The organism is Propioniciclava soli (assembly GCF_014858005.1).
In the GTDB taxonomy this organism is placed as follows: Bacteria; Actinomycetota; Actinomycetes; order Propionibacteriales; family Propionibacteriaceae; genus Propioniciclava; species Propioniciclava soli.
On the sequence record NZ_JACYOT010000001.1, the window covers coordinates 277,223 to 293,550 of the forward strand.

The following is a 16,328-nucleotide window of genomic DNA, read 5'->3' on the forward strand; positions in this document are numbered from 1 at the left end:
CGGCGTCCGGCGATAGACTCGGGGACCGTGATCGACCCGAAGATTCTGCGCACCGACCCCGACCGCATCCGCCGCAGCCAGGCGGCGCGCGGTGAGTCCGTCGAGCTGGTGGACGAGCTGCTGGCCGCCGACGAGCGTCGCCGCGAGCTGATCGCCACCTCCGAAGGGCTGCGGGCCGAGCAGAAGGCGTTGTCGTCGCGCATCCCGCGGGCCCAGGGCGAGGAGAAGCAGGAGCTGCTCGGCCGCACCCGGGAGCTGTCGGCCGAGGTCAAGGAGGCCCAGGCCGAGGCGGAGCGGGCGAAGGAGACCTACGAGACCCTGATGGGGGCGCTGGGCAACCTGGTGATCGACGGCGTGCCGACCGGTGGCGAGGACGACCTGTACGTCATCGACACCTGGGGCACGCCGCGCGACTTCGCGGCCGAGGGGTTCACCCCGCGCGACCATCTCGAGATCGGCGAGCTGCTCGACGGCATCGACATGGAGCGGGGCGCGAAGGTGTCGGGTTCCCGCTTCTACTACCTCAAGGGGCAGGTCGCCCAGCTCGAGTTCGCGTTGCTGCAGCACGCGATGGCCAAGGCGGCGTCGTGGGGGTTCACGCCGATGATCGTGCCCTCGCTGGTGAAGCCCGAGGCGATGGCGGGCACCGGCTTCCTCGGCCAGGCGGCCGAGGACGTCTACCACCTCGAGCGCGACGACCTGTATCTCGTCGGTACCTCCGAGGTGGCGCTGGCGGCCTACCATGCCGACGAGATCCTGCCCGCCGAGACCCTGCCGCGGCACTACGTCGGCTGGTCGTCGTGCTTCCGCCGTGAGGCCGGCGCCTACGGCAAGGACACGCGCGGCATCTTCCGCGTCCACTGGTTCGACAAGGCCGAGATGTTCGTCCACTGCGCCCCGGAGGACGCCGAGGCCGAGCACGCGAAGCTGCTGGGCTTCGAGAAGGAGTTCATCGAGTCGCTGGAGATTCCCTACCAGGTGCTCGACGTGGCGTCGGGCGACCTCGGCTCGTCGGCCGCCCGCAAGTACGACTGCTACGGCTGGCTGCCGACCCAGGAGCGCTACCGCGAGATCACGTCGACCTCGAACTGCACCGAGTTCCAGGCCCGGCGGCTCAACATGCGCATGAAGGACGCCGACGGCACCCGTCCGCTGGCCACGCTCAACGGCACGCTGTGCGCCATGACGCGCACGATCATCATGATCCTGGAGAACCACCAGCAGGCCGACGGCTCCGTCCGGCTGCCCGAGGCGCTGCGGCCCTACTTCGGCGGCCGGGACGCCCTGACCCCGGTCGGTTAGGCGCTCGGCGGCAGGGGTTTGGCGGTCCGGGGCTTGGTGGCAGGGTCTTGGCGGCAGGGGTTTGGGCCGATCGGGGCGTCGTGGCCATCACGTGGCGCCCGCTGGCCCCACGTGGCGGGGTTGCTGATCACGTGGCGCAGCGGGGCTCACGTGGCGGGCCTTGCACGGCCCTCCAGGTGAGCCGCGCTGCGCCAGGTGGGATTGAGGTGCGCCAGGTGGCGATGCCGAGCGTGGGGTCGACGTTCGCCAGGTGAGCCGGGCTGAGCCACGAGGAGCCGCCGCCGGTGCTGGTTGCCGTGCCTGGGGCCAGGGGCTCCGGCGGGTCGCGATGGGCAACATGTGAGTGCGGCTCTCGCTCTCCCCGCGCTCATTCGACGCCCCCGATCGCTTTTCGCAATGAGACGATCACCGGTCTCGCCCCGGCCGCGGGCAGGGAGATGCTCATGCGCTTGCAGGAATCGAACACAGGTGCTAATCGAGAGTCATGAGCCAGTCCCGCACCTCTATCGCCGCATCCATCGCGGTGGTGCCGGCTGTGCTCTCGGATGCCTACAGCGCGTTCGAGCATGCCCACGCGGCGAAGCGGGCCGACGAGGTGGCCGAGTTGATCGCGCTGTGCCGCGTCTGCGACGCGTACGCCATTTCCGACACCACGGTCGTGGAGGGTTGCGAGCGCCTGGTGCGGTTCGGCGGCGACGGGACGCCGGAGGTGGGGGAGTTCGTGGTGGCCGAGCTCGCGGCGCTCATGCGGTGCGGCACCGATACGGCCCGGGCGCAGGTGCGCCGAGCTCTCAACCTGCGGCATCGGCACCCCCAGCTGTGGGAGGCGACGGTCGCGGGCCTCGTGCCCGTGTGGCAGGCGTTCCTCGTCACGGACGCCTGCGCGGGCCTCGCGCAGGATGCCTGCCTGTGGGTGGACGCGCAGGTCGCCATCGCTTCGTGCCTGCAGCCCTTCCCCCGGGTGATGCGCCAGGTCGAGGGCTGGGTGCTCGCGGCCGATCCGGCTGCGGCCGCTGAGCGCGCAGCACAGGCGGAGAGCAGCCGCTACGTCCGCGTGGAGGGCATCGTGGACGGCGCGTGCGGCGTTTCGGCGCGGCTGAGCGCGGGAGACGGCCTCGCCCTCGATGATGCGCTCACGGTCGTCGCCGCCGCGCTTCCCGTCGTTGAGGACCATGAGGTGCGGCGCGCGACCGCCTTGGGCGTGCTGGCGCGCGCCGTCCTCGGCCAGGACGCGCTCCTCGCACCAGAGGTGCCCGCGGAAGAGCTGCCCACGGCACAGGGGTCCACTTCAGAGGCGCCCACGTCAGAGGCGCCCTCGGCACTGGTGCTCGCAGCAGCGGCCCCCTCGGCAGTGATGCTCGGAGCAGAGCGGCCCGCCACCGCTGCCCACGACGGTTTGGCAGTGCTCGGTCGTCTGGGTGATCACCTCACGGCAGGGCAGCCACGCCGGGCGACGGTCGTCGTCCACATCAACCGCGTCGACCTGCCGGCCCCCGAGCGTGGGGTGGCCGAGGTGGAGCGGTGGGGCCATGTGCTCGCCTCGCAGGTGCGCGAGGTGTTGTCCGGTTGTCAGGTGACGGTGAGGCCGATCCTTGATCCGGAGGCGCTCGCTCCCTCGGACGCCTACGAGGTGCCCGAGGTAATGCGGTTCGCGCTCCACCAGCGCAATCCGGTGGACGTCTTCCCCTTCGGGACGCGCGCCGCTCGGGCCTGCGACACCGACCACACCCAACCGTTCGACGCCGGGGCGCCACCCGGGGCTGGGCAGACGAATCTCACCAATCTCGGGCCGCTCGCCCGCTTCAGCCATCGAGTGAAGACCCACGGTGGTTGGCAGGTGACCCAGCCGACGCCGGGGACGTATTGCTGGCGCAGTCGCGCCGGCTATGAGTACACCGTCTCGGCGGCCGGCACGGTGATGGCCCGGCGGCCCACTGCGCCGGGTGACCGGTGGTGGTTGCGCGAGGAGCCGCCGCCGCTGGAACCCGAACCCCCCGCCTGAGGAAGCCCCGGCCCCCTGCGTGTGAGCGCAGGGGGGCGCTGTCATGCCCGCGCCCTGAGCCACGTCACCCACTGAGCCACTCGGTCAGGGGGCCATGCAACTCAGCCACGCTCGTGCGCGTCATCACAACCAGTCGCGGCGGCGGAAGGCGACGTAGAGCGCCAGGCTGCAGACGAGGATCAGGGCGGCGGACAACCACAGGCCGAGCGGCTGCCCGTCGCCGGGGAACGGGATGTTCTGCCCAAACCAACCCGTGATCGCCGTGGGGACGGCGATGATCGCGGCCCAGCCCGCCAGCTTCTTCATGATCGTGTTGAGGCGCGCGTCGGTGAGGGACAGGTTTGTCTCGAAAGCGCTCGTCACCAGGTCGCGCAAGGACTCGGTCCACTCCGAGGCGCGCAGCACGTGGTCGTACAGGTCGTCGTACCAGGGCCGCAGGACGGGGGCGTCCGTGCCGGGGTGCCGCAGCAGCCCGCTCACGACCTCCCGCATGGGCAGCACGATGCGGCGCAGAGCGACGAGATCCTTGCGGAGGGCGTAGACGGATCGCGCGAACGCCGTGCTCGTGGGCCGGTCGTCGAACAGCGTGTCCTCGATGGCCTCCAGGGCGTCGTCCAGGGTCTGGATCGCGGCGAAGTGGCCGTCCACCACCGTGTCGAGCAGGCCGTGCACCAGCCCGCCTGCGCCGGCCGCGAGCAGGGCGGGGCTGTCGTCCCAGCGTTGCTCGACGGCGCCGATGTCGAAGGTGTCGTCGAGCCGGATCGTCACGAGCGCGTGCGGGAGCATCCAGCCCGAAACCCGGCTGAAGCCGAGCCGCGTCCCCTCGCGGTGCACCGCGTAGACGGTGAAGAACACGTGCGACTCGTGCCGGATCAGTTTGGGGCGCTCCTTGGGGGCGAGGGCGTCCTCCACCGCGGTGACGGGCAGGCCCAGCTCCTCCGACACCTCCGCCAGCTCGGACGCCTCGGGCGCGAGCAGGTCGACCCACACCAGGGTGTCCGGGTCGTGCGCGGCCGTCACGAGGTCATTGCGCGTGATCGTGTGCTCGACCGCCACGCCGTCGCGCCACGTGCGGGCCGAGACCAACGAATCCATGCACCCATCTTCCTGCCGCCCCGTCCCGACCGGGGGTGCGACGCGGCGTGCGCGCCGCCCCGGGGTCGGAGGTGGCCGCGCTAGCGTGGCGTCCGTGGCCGGAGTGAGGAGCCCGATGCAGCCCTACCAGCGCGAGCCGGAGTATGTGACGACCCTGGCCGATGGCACCGTCAAACAGCTCAACCCGTTCACGGGCACGGAGGTGTGGACCGTGCCGGGCCGGGGCAACCGGCCGCTCGGCGGGGCGTCCGGCCCGGCGCTGCCGTTGGATCCGGACGCCGACGGCGCGCACTGTGCCTTCTGCGAGAAGCGCTACCTGGAGACCCCGCCGGAGAAGTCGCGCGTGGTCCACCGGGGCAACGACACCTGGGAGACCCACTACCGGACGCCCGCCGACGAGCTGCACGCCACCACCGCGGCCTTCCGGCGCATCCCCAATCTCTTCGAGATCCTCAGCTACGAGTACTGGCACCTCAACTACGGCTACGCGCTGCCGAGCCGGGTCGCGGCGCGCCGGGAGGCGTACCTGGCCTCGCCCGCCGGCTGGGAGCACGTGCGGCGGGTGGTCGCCATGAAGCTGCGCGCCGCCGGGCTCAGTGACGCGCAATTGGACGCCCTGGGCCGCGACGAGGTCGTGGCGGCGGCGTCCGGCTTCTTCGGGGGCGGGCACGATCTCATCGTCGCCCGGCGCCACTACGTCGACGGCGCCACCGACACCACCCAACTGGCGTCCTCGGGCACCCTGTCGGTCCAGGAGCACCGGGAGTTCATCCGGTTCACCGTGGAGTCGGTGAAGGCGCTGTACGAGCTGAACCGGTACGCGCGGTACGTGACGGTGTTCCAGAACTGGCTCAAGCCGGCGGGGGCGTCGTTCGACCACCTGCACAAGCAGCTCGTGGCGATCGACGAGCGCGGCGTCCAGCACGAGGCGACGCTGGCCAAGCTGCGGCAGAATCCCAACCTCTTCAATGACGTGGCGACCAACTACGCCGCGCGCAAGAACCTCGTCATCGCCGAGAACGATCACGCGATCGCGTTCGCGGGCTTCGGGCACCGGTTCCCCACCATCGAGATCTACAGCACCTCACCCACCTCCGACCCGTGGGAGCTCAGGCCGGAGGAACTGCGCGGCATGGCCGACATGATCCACGCCATGCAGGCCGCGACCGGCGCGGACATCCCGTGCAATGAGGAGTGGCACTACCGCCCCATCGACGTCGACCTGGCCATGCCGTGGCGCGTCATGCTGAAGTGGCGCATCTCGACGCTGGCGGGGTTCGAGGGGGCGACCAAGATCTACCTCAACACCATCACGCCGGTGATGCTGCGCGATCGCGTGGTGGAGCGACTGTTCGCGCTGCGCGCCGAGCACAGGGTGGCCGACGACCTCAAGATCGCCTTCGAGGCCCCCTGCCGGCCCAACACCTTGCGCTACGCCCGTCCCTCACGCTGAGCGGGGGCGGCCCCGGGCGGGCGGCGGCGTTAGGCTCGCCGCAGGACGACGGAGAGGTGTTGCATGTCTGAGTCCCTGCCCGAACGCCCCCTGTGGTCGCGTTTCAGCGCCGACCCGCACACACACGGCGACATGCGCGCGAGCGACGCCGACCGCGACGTGGCCGCCGAGGTCATCAACGCCGCCTTCAGTGACGGACGCCTCGACTCGATCGAGCACGGCGAGCGGCTCGCCGGGGTGTTGAACGCCAAACGGCTGGGGGAGCTCGTGCCGCTCCTGGGCGACATCACCGTGGCGGCCCGCCCCCAACCCCCGCAGACGCCGGTGCGCCGGGTGCGGGGCGCGGCGATCCGGTCGTGGCTCGGGCTCGCGGTGCTGTTCAACGTCATCTGGCTGATGAGCTGGCTGCTGTCGGGCAGCGAGCCGTTCTACTACTGGCCCATCTGGCCGATGATCGGCACGGGAATCCCCGTGGTGGTCGCCTACCTGTTCCCCGACCGCCAGGCAGAACGCGGCGATTGACCACGGTCGGGACGACGGCAGCGTAGGGCGCACCGGAACCCTTTGGCCAATGTCGGAGGCGGGCGGTAGCGTCACCGCCGTGTCCGTGATCGAGGCCCGAGAGCTCACCAAGACCTACGGTGACTTCACCGCCGTCGACGCCATCTCGTTCGACGTGGCGCCGGGGGAGTCCTTCGGCCTGCTCGGCCCCAACGGGGCCGGCAAGTCCACCACCATGCGCATGATCGGCGGCACGTCGCTGCGCACGGCGGGCACCCTCAGCGTGCTGGGGCTCGACCCGGAGCGCCACGGGCCGGAGGTGCGGGCGTCCCTCGGTGTCGTCCCGCAGGCCGATGCGCTGGACGAGGAGTTGCGCGCCCGCGACAACCTCTACGTGTACGGCCGCTACTTCGGGCTGCCGCGGGCCTACCTGAAGGCCAAGGTGCCCGAGCTGCTCGAGTTCGCCCAGCTCACCGACAAGTCGGACGCCAAGGTCACGGCCCTGTCCGGTGGCATGAAGCGCCGCCTCACCATCGCGCGCGGCCTCATCAACGAGCCGCGCATCCTGCTGCTCGACGAGCCGACCACCGGCCTCGACCCCCAGGCGCGTCACATCCTGTGGGACCGGCTGTTCCGCCTCAAGGAGCAGGGGGTCACGCTCGTGCTCACCACCCACTTCATGGACGAGGCCGAGCAGCTGTGCGACCGGCTCGTCGTGGTCGACCACGGGCGCATCGTGGCCGAGGGATCCCCGCGCGGCCTCATCCAGGAGCACACCACCCGGGAGGTCGTCGAGGTGCGCTTCGGCTCGGCCCGCAACGCCGAGATGCAGGCCGAGCTGGCCGCGCTGGTGGCCGACGGGCAGCGCAGCCGGGCCGGCCTGGAGGTGCTGCCCGACCGCATCCTGCTCTACACCGACGACGGTGAGGCGATGCTGGAGGAGATCAACCGCCGTGCCCTCAACCCGCTGACGCAGCTCGTGCGGCGCACCTCGCTGGAGGACGTCTTCCTCCGCCTCACGGGGAGGTCCCTCATTGACTGACACGGGCACCCCGGGGGCGGACGCCGGCCCCCGCGTCACCTTCACCGGCCTCGACCACCACGCCCTGGCCGCCCGGACCCGCCGCTGGGGCTGGCTGCAGTACGCCGGTTACCGTCAGGTCGCCGAGACGCCGTTCCTCGCCACCTGGCTCGCCGTCGCGTTCGGCAACCCGGTGCTCTACCTCGCCGCGATGGGCCTCGGCCTCGGCGCGATCGTCCAGGGGGACGTGGACGGCGTCTCGTACCTCACGTTCGTCGCGCCCGGCCTGCTGGCCGCCACGGTGGCGACGACCGGGGCGCAGTTCGGCACCTGGCCGATCTTCGGCGGCTTCAAGTGGCAGAAGAACTACCTCGCGGGGTACTCCACGCCCCTGGAGCCGGGGCAGATGGCCCTCGGCGAGACGACCGCGATCGGCGTCCGGCTCGTGCTGCAGGCCGTGATCTTCTGGCTCATGGCCGCGCTGTTCGGGGCGTGGCCGTCGGCGTCCGCGCTGCTGGCGATTCCCGCGGTCACGCTGGCCGGGCTCGCGATGTTCACCCCGCTCATGGCGTACTCGGCCACCGTCGAGAACGAGGGGCTGCAGTTCAACTTCATCCAGCGGCTCGTGGTGATGCCGATGTTCCTGTTCGCCGGCACCTTCTTCCCGCTGTCGGTCATGCCGGCGTACCTGCAGTGGGTCGGGTGGATCTCACCGATGTGGCACGGCACCCAGCTGGCGCGGATGGCGTCCTACGGCATGGCGAACCCGCCGTGGCTGACGGCCGTCCACGTGCTGTACCCGCTGGCGCTGATTTTGGCCGGGCAGTGGTGGGCCGGCCGCACGTTCGCGAAGCGGCTGGTGGGCTGATGGACGCCCCGAGCACCGGGCCCACCGACGTCATGGCCGCCACCAAGGAGCGGCTGCGGCGGCGTCCGGGGTGGATCGCGAACCTCTACGCGGGCAACGCGCGCGCCGTGATCGCGCGCGGGTTCCGCGTCATCCGCAGCGCCAACTGGGGCGTGGTGGCCACCGGGTTCTTCGAGCCGGTGTTCTATCTGCTCGCCATGGGCGTCGGCATGGGGGCCCTGGTGGGCAGCGTGCCTGGCCCGGACGGCCAGCCGGTCAGCTACGCCATGTACATCGCGCCGGCGCTGCTGGCGACCTCGGCGATGAACGGCGCGGTGTACGACTCGGTCAACAACGTGTTCTTCAAGATGCGCTACTCCAAGCTCTACGAGGGCATGCTGCAGACCTCGCTCGGCCCCATGGACGTCGCCATCGGCGAGATCTTCATGGCCCTGTTCCGGGGCTTCCTGTACGCCGTCGGCTTCCTCGGGGTGCTCACCGTGATGGGGCTCGTCACGAGCTGGTGGGCCCTGGCGATGATCCCCGTGGCGGTGCTGATCGCGCTCGGGTTCGCGTCCGTCGGCATGGCGGTCACGAGCTACATGAAGAGCTTCCAGCAGCTGGACCTGGTGCCCATGGTGCTGCTGCCGATGTTCCTGTTCTCGGCGACGCTCTACCCGATCACGGTCTACCCCGAGCCGGTGCAGTGGTTCGTGATGGCGATGCCGCTGTGGCACGGCGTGGAGCTCATGCGGCAGTTGTCGGTCGGCTACGTCACCGCGGCCTCGGCCGGTCACGCGCTGTACTTCGTGGTGATCAGCGTGATCGGCATCACCGCGGTGACGCTGCGGCTGCGCAAGCTGTTCCTGCGCTGAGCCGCCCGCCGCGTCAGGGCAGCCGCGTCCGGGCCACGACCTTGGCGCTGCGCTCGGCCAGCCGCTGCGCCTCGGCCGCCTCGTCGAGGGCGCCGGTCCAGTCGTCCACGGTCACCGAGACCAACGTGTTGCGCACCAGCACGGTGTGGACGGCCGTGTGCACCTCACCGACCCGGTAGGTGGCGGCGAACGCGTCGTGGTCGGCGAGCGTCACGGCGTAGTCCTCCACCCCGGCGGTGTCGAAGCGGCAGGCGCCGGTGTCGTGCGCGAGGTCGGCCAGCGCGCCGTCACCGTCGGCCCACGCGGTGACGACGTGGGTCGTGCCGACGCTGCCGTCGGTGGCGTACCAGGACCACTGCCGCCCACCCAGCGGCGTCGGCTCGAGGCCGGTGGCGCCGTTGTTGCTGGTGTCGCAGTACTGCCCCCCGGCGGCGGGTTGCAGCGGGCTCTGGCCACTGTCGAAGCCCAGCACCTGGCGCACCGTGAAGTCGCGGGCGCGGAGGGCGACGCGGCCGGGCACCACGGTGCTCGCCGTGGGTCGGCGCGCGGAATCGGGCACCAGGCTGATGCCGGAGGTCGCCGTGGTGGTCGTGACGGTGGAGCTGGCGGAGAGTTCGGTCGCGGCGGCGGCGGCGGGGGCGGTGAGGGGCGCGATGAGCGTCATGGCGGTGAGGGTGGCGGCGATGGCACGACGGCCGGTGGAGATACTCATGCCGACAACGACGAAGGACGCCCCCTTTGGGTTGCGTGGATTCTGCGGCGGGTCCGCACCCCGGCCACGAGCACGAGCCAGCCCAGCGCGGCGAGGAGCAACCCGACGCCCCCGGTGGCGAGGAAACCGGCCTGCCAGCCCTGGTGGTCGATGACCCACCCCACCACCGGGGGAGCCAAGGCGTTGCCGGCCGTGGCGAAGGTGCCCTGCCAGCCCAGCGCCTCGCCGCGGTACCGCTCGGGCACGTGGTGGCTGATGCGCTCGACCGCCGCCGCGAGGCTCGTGGCGCAGAACAGCCCGGCGCCCATCATGGCGAGGCTCAGCAGCCACCAGGTCACTCCCAGCGACCCGAGCAGGGTGGTCAGCGCCAGGCCGGCCACCAAGAAGGTGAGGGGGATCGTCCGGCCGGTGAGCCCCCCGTAGATCAGTCCGCCGATCAGCGAGCCGGACGCCCACACCGCCAGCACGACGCCCAGCAGGTGGGTGGTGCCCATGGCGCGCATCGCGCCGACGATCGCGAGGTCGGAGCCCGCGAGGGTGAACGCGATGGCCACGTTCGCCACGAACGTCGTCGCCACGGCGCGGTTCAGCCAAGTGCGCATCCCGGCGCGCGGCGTCGCGTCGGCGGCGGCGTCCGGACGCACGGGCGCGACCAGCGGGGGATTGACCACGACGAAACCGAGCGCGCCGAGCAGGCTCAGCAGGGCGAAGGTCACCAGCGCCCAGCCGGTGTCCCACGTGGTGGCGGCCAGGACGCCGGCCAGCGGCCCGAACATGAACGCCAGCTCGGTGAGCACCGAGTCGAGTGCGAGCGCCGTCCGGCGTTGCTCGACCGGCACGGCCGCCAGGGTCATCTGCCGGGTGATGACGAACCAGGGCACGGCGAAGAGCCCGACGGCCGCCATCGCCACCAGCAGCCAGCCGTAGCCGACGAACGTGGCGGCCAGGAACGCCACCGGGAGGACGACCAGGCTGGGGATCAGGGTGCGCCGCAGCCCGACGGTGTCGAGCAACCGGCCGCGCCACGGCGAGCTGACGGCGGTCGCGAGGGTGAAGACGGCGGTGACCAGCCCGGCGGCCGCGTAGCTGCGGCCAAGGCCGTCCACGACGTGCAGGGTGAGGATGATCGCGGCGCCGAACCACGGCGCCTTGCCGAGAAACCCGAGGATCGCGGCCTGACGCACCACCGGGTGCGCCCACACCGCGCGATACGCCGACAATTGCACCGCGCAAGCCTCTCACAGGCGCCGGGGGCGCCCGGACGCGCGTCAGACGACCAGGATGACCTTGCCGACGTTGTCGCCGCTCTCGAGGTGCTCGTGCGCGGCGCGGACGTCGTCGAGCGCGAACCGCGTCTCCCCGGCGGGGCGGATCGTGCCGCCGCTGATGAGCGGCCACACCGACTCCGCGACGCGCGCCACGATCTCGGCCTTCTGCTCGGTGGGCCGGAAGCGCAGCGAAGTGGCCGTCACCGTGGCGTTGCGGGTCAGCAGCGCGTTGAGGTTCAGCTCGCCCTTCACGCCACCCTGCAGCCCGATGACGACGAGACGTCCGCCCCGGGCGAGCGAGGCGACGTTGGACCCGAGGTAGGCGGCGCCCATGACGTCGAGGATCACGTCGACGCCCCGGCCGTCCGTGGCCTCCTTCAGCTCGGCCCCCCAGTCGCCGTGGTAGTCGAGGGCGAAGTCGGCGCCCAGGTCGCGGCAGACGGCCAGCTTGGCGTCCGAACCGGCCGTCGTCGCCACCGTGCAGCCGCGGGCCTTGGCGTACTGGATCGCGAAGCTCCCGACCCCGCCGGTGCCGCCGTGCACGAGGAGGGTCTCGCCGTCGCGCAGGCCGGCGTGGTCCATGTTCGAGACCACCGTGGCGGCCACCTCGATCAGACCCGCCGCGCTCAGGAGGTCGACCCCCTCGGGCGGCGACGTGACCAGGCCGGCCGGGACGACGACGTACTCCGCGTAGCCACCGCCGGCCAGCAGGGCGACCGCCGGGTCGCCGACCGACCACGTCGTCACCCCGGCGCCAACGGCCTCGATGTGGCCCGACACCTCCAGGCCGAGGGTCTCCGACACGCCCTTCGGCGGCGGGTAGTGGCCGCGGCGCTGCAGCAGGTCGGCCCGGTTGACCCCGGCCGCCGCCACGCGCACGAGCACGTCACCGTCGCCCGGGCTCGGGGTGTCCACCTCGTCGACGCGCAACACGTCGGGTCCGCCGTCCGCCGTCCTCACCACAGCTCGCATGGGTTCGAGCCTACGTGTCGAGTCGGTAGGATGAGGCCGTCCTTGGCGAGGTCGCATAGTGGACTAGTGCAGCCGCCTTGAAAGCGGCCGAGTGGCAACGCTCCGTGGGTTCGAATCCCACCCTCGCCGCGTGGAGTCGACCCGTCACGTCCTCAGGCCCAGCCCGGCGATCCGGGCGTTCGGGCTCGCCGCCGCGCTCGCCCTCGCCGGGGCGGCCCTGACCGTCGGGGCGTCCGCCTGGGGCTGGCCGCTGGCCTGGGGCGTCGTGGGGCTCGTCGTGATCGCGCTCGCCCTGGTGCTGGTCGGGCTCGCCTGGGCCGCCGCGCGGCGCCAGCAGGTGACGGTGGAGCTGGACGACGACGGTTATCGCATCGCCGAGCCCGGCGGGGAGCGGGCCGGCGCCTGGGCGGAGGTGACGCGGATGACCGGCGCCCCCGGACGCCTCACGCTGCACCACGGCGACAACGAGCGAGTCCACCTGGTCGCCTCACCGCAGCGGGCCGAGGCGCTGGACGCCGTCGCCGCCGACATCGCGCAGCGGCTCGACAACAGCCGCGGGTACACGACGCTGATCTGAGCGCCGCGCTTCGCGGGTGGCTCAGCCCCGCGCGGTGGGCGTGGGGGAGGGGGTCACCACCGCCGAGGCGGGGTTGTAGGCGCACTCGTCGGTCACGGTCTCGGGCGTGGGTGTGGCCTCCGGCGCGGCGGTGTCGGACGCCTCGGGTGCGGCCGTCTCGGTCGGCGCCGGGGCCGTGGTCGGAGCGGACGTCACCGTCGCCTCCGGTGCCGGCTCGGGCGCCGGCGGCGGCGCGAGGGCCTCTTGGACGCGGGCGCGCACGAGATCCCAGTCCGGCCGGGCGGTGGAGAAGCCGTCGACGGCGTTCTCGAAGCTGACGCTCTGCAGCGCCTGGCCCTGCACCTTGCGGGCCAGCACGAGCAGCGCCGGCAGCCGGCTGTTGGGCACGTCGGTCTGCACGATGTTGCGGCCCGCCTTGGAGAGCGCCTCGTAGTTGGTGAGCACGGTGGTGGGGTTGGCCTGCTGCACCACGGCCTGGATCACGCAGCGCTGCCGGGCCATGCGGGCGTAGTTGCCGGCCTCCGAGCCGTACCGGCCCCGGGCGAACCACAGGGCGTCGGTACCGTTGAGGTGTTGGGAGGGGCCGGGCGGGAGCCAGCGGTCCGGCGGACGGTTGGCGTCGTCGCTGCCGCCGACCGGAACCGGTTCGTTGATGTTGACCGTGACACCGCCCAGGGCATTGACGAACTCGATGAAGCCGTCCATGTTCACCATGGCGTAGTAGTCGACGTCGAGGCCCAGCGCCGTCCCCACCGACATCTTCAGGATCTCGGCCGCCGGGTCACGCACGCCGGTGGGCACCAGATCGGGGGCCATGGCCGGCACGTTGTTGTACAGGGCGTTGAGGGAGTACTCGGGGTTGTAGGACGAGCCGTCGGTGAACCCGTTGGGCCACCGCTGTGCCAGCGCCGAGCCCTCCGGGAACGGCATGCGCTGGATCTGGCGGGGCAGGCTGAACAGCGTGGTGAGGCCGGTCTCGGTGTCGATGGAGGCGAGGATGACGGTGTCGGTGCGGATGCCGAGCGCCGCGTCCCGCGACTCCCCGGAGTCACCCCCCAGGAGCAGGATGTTGAGGCGGGGTTTGCTCGCCCACGGGTCGGTGGCGGTGCCGAAGGTGGGTTCGGGCGTCGCGCCCGGCTCGTCATCGGTGAACACCCCGCCGATCAGCTCGCGGGTGTCGTAGACCGAGCGGGCCGCCACAAAGCTGGGGGCCACGATGGCCAGCACCAGGGCCCCGACCACCACCGAGCCCAGCAGCCGTTGGACGCCCGTCGGCGCGGCCGGCCGCAACGCGAGGTGGGTGACGACGACGGAGGCAGCCCACACCAGCCCCAGCAGCGGGATCGCGACGCCGACCACGGTCAGCACATCAGGGTCGAGTGCGGAGGTGAGCAGCAGGTCGCGTCCGCCGAGCCACAGCAAGCCGACCACGGCGGCCAGCAGCGCCACCACGACCAGCATCACGACCCCGACGGAGCGCCAGCGCGTGCGCAGCAGCCCGGCCCCGGGCAGCACCGCGCCGAGCAGGGTCCAGCCGAGGGCCGCGGGGAACGTCCAGCGGTCCCTCACCCTGCGGGCGCGGGTGGCGTGCGGCATCGGGGCGGGCTCGTCCGGCAGGGCGCGCTGAGGGGCGGGGTCGGCATCGGACGCCTGCGTCGCGTCGTCCTCGCTGCTCGCCTCGGTGGCCATGCCGCTCCGTTCGGGATCGGTGAATGATCGTGAGCATACTCGGGGACGCCTCGGCAGGTTTTGCCTGCCTGCTCCCTGCCCGGGTAGCCTGTGCCCTTGGCCGAGGAGGTGTCGCCTAGTCCGGTCTATGGCGCCCGCCTGCTAAGCGGGTTTGGGGGTTAACCCCATCGCGGGTTCAAATCCCGCCACCTCCGCCGCGCGTCCCGCCCGCTGCCCGTCAGCCGGCGGGGCGTCCTGTTTCTGGGGGCACCGCAGCCCCTCAAGAAGAGTTGTCCACAGATCTGGCCGGTGGGGAGTCCTCCCCATGGCGCCCCCGTCGACCCGCCCCTAGGTTGAAGTCATCGAAGCGACACCGGGTCGCGATCGAGACACAGAACCAGAGGCTCCGGTGGGGGCCGACAGACGAAGGGAGACACCATGTCGGGCATGGTCGGAATGGACATTGCTGGCGTTCGTGCGCTGTCGAAGCTGATGCTCAGCAAGGCGGACGAGATCGACAACGCCGCCAAGGCGATCACCAAGCAGCTCAACTCTGTGAAGTGGGTCGGCAACGACGCGCAGCGGTTCCGCAACGACTGGAACGGGCGGCTGACGAGCAACGTCCGCACGGTCACCGATGCGCTGCGCACGGCGGGCAAGCAGGCCTCCCGCGACGCCGACGAGCAGGAGAAGGCCTCCTCGTAACAGACCTCGGCCGCGCCCCAATCCGCGGCCGAGCAGGGGGGGAGGAGTGGGGCGGACCGTCGGGTCCGCCCCACTTCTGCGTCGCGGCTCAGGCCGCCGGATCGGCGTGGGCGTCGGGGACGCGCGGGTAACGAGTGAGCGCGACGAGCCGGGCGGCGCATGCTTCGCGGACCGTGTCCTCCGCCGTGTCCACCATGCTGTCGCGCAGGGCCGCGTCGGTCCGGGACACCACCGCGTAGTAGAAGCCGGCGAACACGCCCAAGAAGCCGGCAACGCGCAGGTGCTCCCACGTGAGGTCGTAGCGGTGGCGGCTGGTCTCGAACGAGAAGAGCACGGCCGGGTCGGCGCCGATCCAGGCGCGCACCGTCTCGGCGTTGATCGCCAGCCAGCCCAGCAGCATGAAGAACGCGAACACCGCCGCGCTGATCACCGTCACCACGGTCACGCGCGAGGACGTCACCACGAGCCGCAGGTCGTGCTCGTGGCGGTCCCCCAGCGGCGTCCGCACGGGGGCGACGATCTCACCCGCCCGCGGTGCCAGGGGGGTGGCCGCCAGGAGCCGGTCGATCTCGTCGGCGTCGTCGAAGGTGGCGAGCGCGGTCAGGTCGAGGTGCTGGCGGCTGTGGATGAACATCCACGACAGCACGCCGAACAGCAGCAGCACCCCGAGGTAGGCCCAGCTCGCGAGGCGTCCGACCGACTGCCAGATCTCCCCGGTGAAGTAGAACAGGCCGACCACGCCGAGCAGGAGCGGCAGCGTCCGGCCCAGGGCCACCCCGGCCGAGAGGAAGGCCAGGGCCACCTGTCGCCCGAGCCACGGGAACACCGCAAGGATGCCGCTGCGCACGATCAGGGGCGCGACGGCCAGCACCACGAGCTGCACCACCACCTGCGCCGAGGCCAACAACGTCACCAACCAGGCAGCAGACAGGGGAATCCCGGCGTCGGCGTCCCCGCCACGCGGGGTGAGCGCGTAGGCGAGGGCGGGCAGCAGCACGAACACCACCCGCTCCGGCACACCGACCACCCGTGGCGGAGCGAGCGGACGCCGACGCCGCGCCAGGTTCAGGCCGACCCAGGCGCCCAGCAGCAGCGCGACTCCCACCCCCAGAGCGATCCAGGGGTGGGGTGCTTCCAGCGGCATGAGCACGAGCAGCGTGACGGCGAGCAACACGGTGAGCACGCGGGCCAGCGTGGCGGGGCTGCGGTGCATCGCCGTGCCGTCGAGCAGCGCGGTGAAGCCGCGGCGGCGGAACCACCGCTCGACCTCTCTCGCCTCGTCCACGCCCCCATGGAAGCACACCCGCGGCCGGGCGGACGCCCCGCGCCG

General features: G+C 71.8%; 15 protein-coding genes and 2 tRNA genes. 11 read left to right on the forward strand and 6 right to left on the reverse strand.

What is annotated here, in order from left to right:
• Positions 1–27 precede the first annotated feature (27 nt).
• Complete coding sequence (gene serS / locus IFY26_RS01245) at positions 28–1,302, forward strand: serine--tRNA ligase (protein ID WP_232547190.1); 1,275 nt, start codon at positions 28–30, stop codon at positions 1,300–1,302.
• A 484-nt stretch (positions 1,303–1,786) separates the two neighbouring features.
• The gene (locus IFY26_RS01250) at positions 1,787–3,304 is read left to right on the forward strand and encodes a DUF222 domain-containing protein (protein ID WP_232547191.1); all 1,518 of its coding nucleotides are present in this window, start codon (positions 1,787–1,789) and stop codon (positions 3,302–3,304) included.
• A gap of 123 nt (positions 3,305–3,427) precedes the next feature.
• On the opposite strand, the gene IFY26_RS01255 is transcribed toward IFY26_RS01250, so the two are convergent.
• The gene (locus tag IFY26_RS01255) at positions 3,428–4,399 is read right to left on the reverse strand and encodes a magnesium transporter CorA family protein (protein WP_232547192.1); all 972 of its coding nucleotides are present in this window, start codon (positions 4,397–4,399) and stop codon (positions 3,428–3,430) included.
• Positions 4,400–4,514: 115 nt separating this feature from the next.
• Between IFY26_RS01255 and IFY26_RS01260 the strand changes: the two genes are divergently transcribed.
• The 5 genes from IFY26_RS01260 to IFY26_RS01280 all read left to right on the forward strand — a co-directional run bounded on the left by IFY26_RS01260 (position 4,515) and on the right by IFY26_RS01280 (position 9,096).
• On the forward strand, positions 4,515–5,852 hold the full coding sequence (locus IFY26_RS01260; protein WP_232547193.1) for a DUF4921 family protein: 1,338 nt from the start codon (positions 4,515–4,517) through the stop codon (positions 5,850–5,852).
• Positions 5,853–5,915: 63 nt separating this feature from the next.
• Complete coding sequence (locus IFY26_RS01265) at positions 5,916–6,374, forward strand: DUF1707 SHOCT-like domain-containing protein (RefSeq protein ID WP_232547194.1); 459 nt, start codon at positions 5,916–5,918, stop codon at positions 6,372–6,374.
• Between the two features lie 79 nt (positions 6,375–6,453).
• Positions 6,454–7,395, forward strand: coding sequence for an ABC transporter ATP-binding protein (locus tag IFY26_RS01270; RefSeq protein WP_463366314.1), 942 nt, complete (start codon positions 6,454–6,456; stop codon positions 7,393–7,395).
• Positions 7,388–8,242: an ABC transporter permease gene (locus tag IFY26_RS01275; RefSeq protein WP_232547196.1), complete on the forward strand. Its 855-nt coding sequence runs from the start codon at positions 7,388–7,390 to the stop codon at positions 8,240–8,242. Before IFY26_RS01270 ends, IFY26_RS01275 begins: the two co-directional genes overlap by 8 nt.
• Entirely contained in the window at positions 8,242–9,096 is an 855-nt protein-coding gene (locus IFY26_RS01280; RefSeq protein WP_232547197.1) for an ABC transporter permease, read from the forward strand. Before IFY26_RS01275 ends, IFY26_RS01280 begins: the two co-directional genes overlap by 1 nt.
• 13 nt (positions 9,097–9,109) lie before the next feature.
• On the opposite strand, the gene IFY26_RS01285 is transcribed toward IFY26_RS01280, so the two are convergent.
• The 3 genes from IFY26_RS01285 to IFY26_RS01295 are packed head-to-tail and all read right to left on the reverse strand — an operon-like array spanning position 9,110 to position 12,048.
• Complete coding sequence (locus IFY26_RS01285; RefSeq protein ID WP_232547198.1) at positions 9,110–9,808, reverse strand: hypothetical protein; 699 nt, start codon at positions 9,806–9,808, stop codon at positions 9,110–9,112.
• Positions 9,805–11,034 (reverse strand): MFS transporter, encoded by a 1,230-nt coding sequence (locus IFY26_RS01290; protein ID WP_232547199.1) that lies wholly within the window; start codon positions 11,032–11,034, stop codon positions 9,805–9,807. Before IFY26_RS01290 ends, IFY26_RS01285 begins: the two co-directional genes overlap by 4 nt.
• Before the next feature lie 42 nt (positions 11,035–11,076).
• Positions 11,077–12,048, reverse strand: a complete 972-nt coding sequence (locus IFY26_RS01295; protein ID WP_232547200.1) for an NAD(P)H-quinone oxidoreductase — start codon at positions 12,046–12,048, stop codon at positions 11,077–11,079.
• 44 nt (positions 12,049–12,092) lie between these two features.
• Here IFY26_RS01295 and IFY26_RS01300 point away from each other — a divergent pair.
• Both IFY26_RS01300 and IFY26_RS01305 read left to right on the forward strand, forming a co-directional pair.
• Positions 12,093–12,177 (forward strand) — tRNA-Ser (locus tag IFY26_RS01300).
• Position 12,178: 1 nt separating this feature from the next.
• Positions 12,179–12,625, forward strand: coding sequence for a hypothetical protein (locus tag IFY26_RS01305; RefSeq protein ID WP_232547201.1), 447 nt, complete (start codon positions 12,179–12,181; stop codon positions 12,623–12,625).
• A gap of 21 nt (positions 12,626–12,646) precedes the next feature.
• On the opposite strand, the gene IFY26_RS01310 is transcribed toward IFY26_RS01305, so the two are convergent.
• A complete protein-coding gene (locus IFY26_RS01310; RefSeq protein WP_232547202.1) occupies positions 12,647–14,314 on the reverse strand; it encodes an LCP family protein in 1,668 nt (555 codons plus the stop codon).
• Between the two features lie 104 nt (positions 14,315–14,418).
• Between IFY26_RS01310 and IFY26_RS01315 the strand changes: the two genes are divergently transcribed.
• Both IFY26_RS01315 and IFY26_RS01320 read left to right on the forward strand, forming a co-directional pair.
• A tRNA-Ser gene (locus IFY26_RS01315) sits at positions 14,419–14,508 on the forward strand.
• A gap of 232 nt (positions 14,509–14,740) precedes the next feature.
• Positions 14,741–14,998, forward strand: coding sequence for a hypothetical protein (locus IFY26_RS01320; protein WP_232547203.1), 258 nt, complete (start codon positions 14,741–14,743; stop codon positions 14,996–14,998).
• A gap of 88 nt (positions 14,999–15,086) precedes the next feature.
• Here the strand turns inward: IFY26_RS01320 and IFY26_RS01325 are convergent, their stop codons facing one another.
• Positions 15,087–16,283 carry a hypothetical protein gene (locus IFY26_RS01325; protein WP_232547204.1) on the reverse strand — a complete coding sequence of 399 codons (1,197 nt, stop codon included), beginning with the start codon at positions 16,281–16,283 and terminating at the stop codon, positions 15,087–15,089.
• Between the last annotated feature and the right edge of the window lie 45 nt (positions 16,284–16,328).

Coding starts and splice junctions, on each gene's coding strand:
- IFY26_RS01250 (WP_232547191.1), top strand. CDS start 1,787: ATGAGCCAGTCCCGCACCTCTATCGCCGCATCCATCGCGGTGGTGCCG.
- IFY26_RS01255 (WP_232547192.1), bottom strand. CDS start 4,399: ATGGATTCGTTGGTCTCGGCCCGCACGTGGCGCGACGGCGTGGCGGTC.
- IFY26_RS01260 (WP_232547193.1), top strand. CDS start 4,515: ATGCAGCCCTACCAGCGCGAGCCGGAGTATGTGACGACCCTGGCCGAT.
- IFY26_RS01265 (WP_232547194.1), top strand. CDS start 5,916: ATGTCTGAGTCCCTGCCCGAACGCCCCCTGTGGTCGCGTTTCAGCGCC.
- IFY26_RS01280 (WP_232547197.1), top strand. CDS start 8,242: ATGGACGCCCCGAGCACCGGGCCCACCGACGTCATGGCCGCCACCAAG.
- IFY26_RS01285 (WP_232547198.1), bottom strand. CDS start 9,808: ATGAGTATCTCCACCGGCCGTCGTGCCATCGCCGCCACCCTCACCGCC.
- IFY26_RS01295 (WP_232547200.1), bottom strand. CDS start 12,048: ATGCGAGCTGTGGTGAGGACGGCGGACGGCGGACCCGACGTGTTGCGC.
- IFY26_RS01310 (WP_232547202.1), bottom strand. CDS start 14,314: ATGGCCACCGAGGCGAGCAGCGAGGACGACGCGACGCAGGCGTCCGAT.
- IFY26_RS01320 (WP_232547203.1), top strand. CDS start 14,741: ATGGTCGGAATGGACATTGCTGGCGTTCGTGCGCTGTCGAAGCTGATG.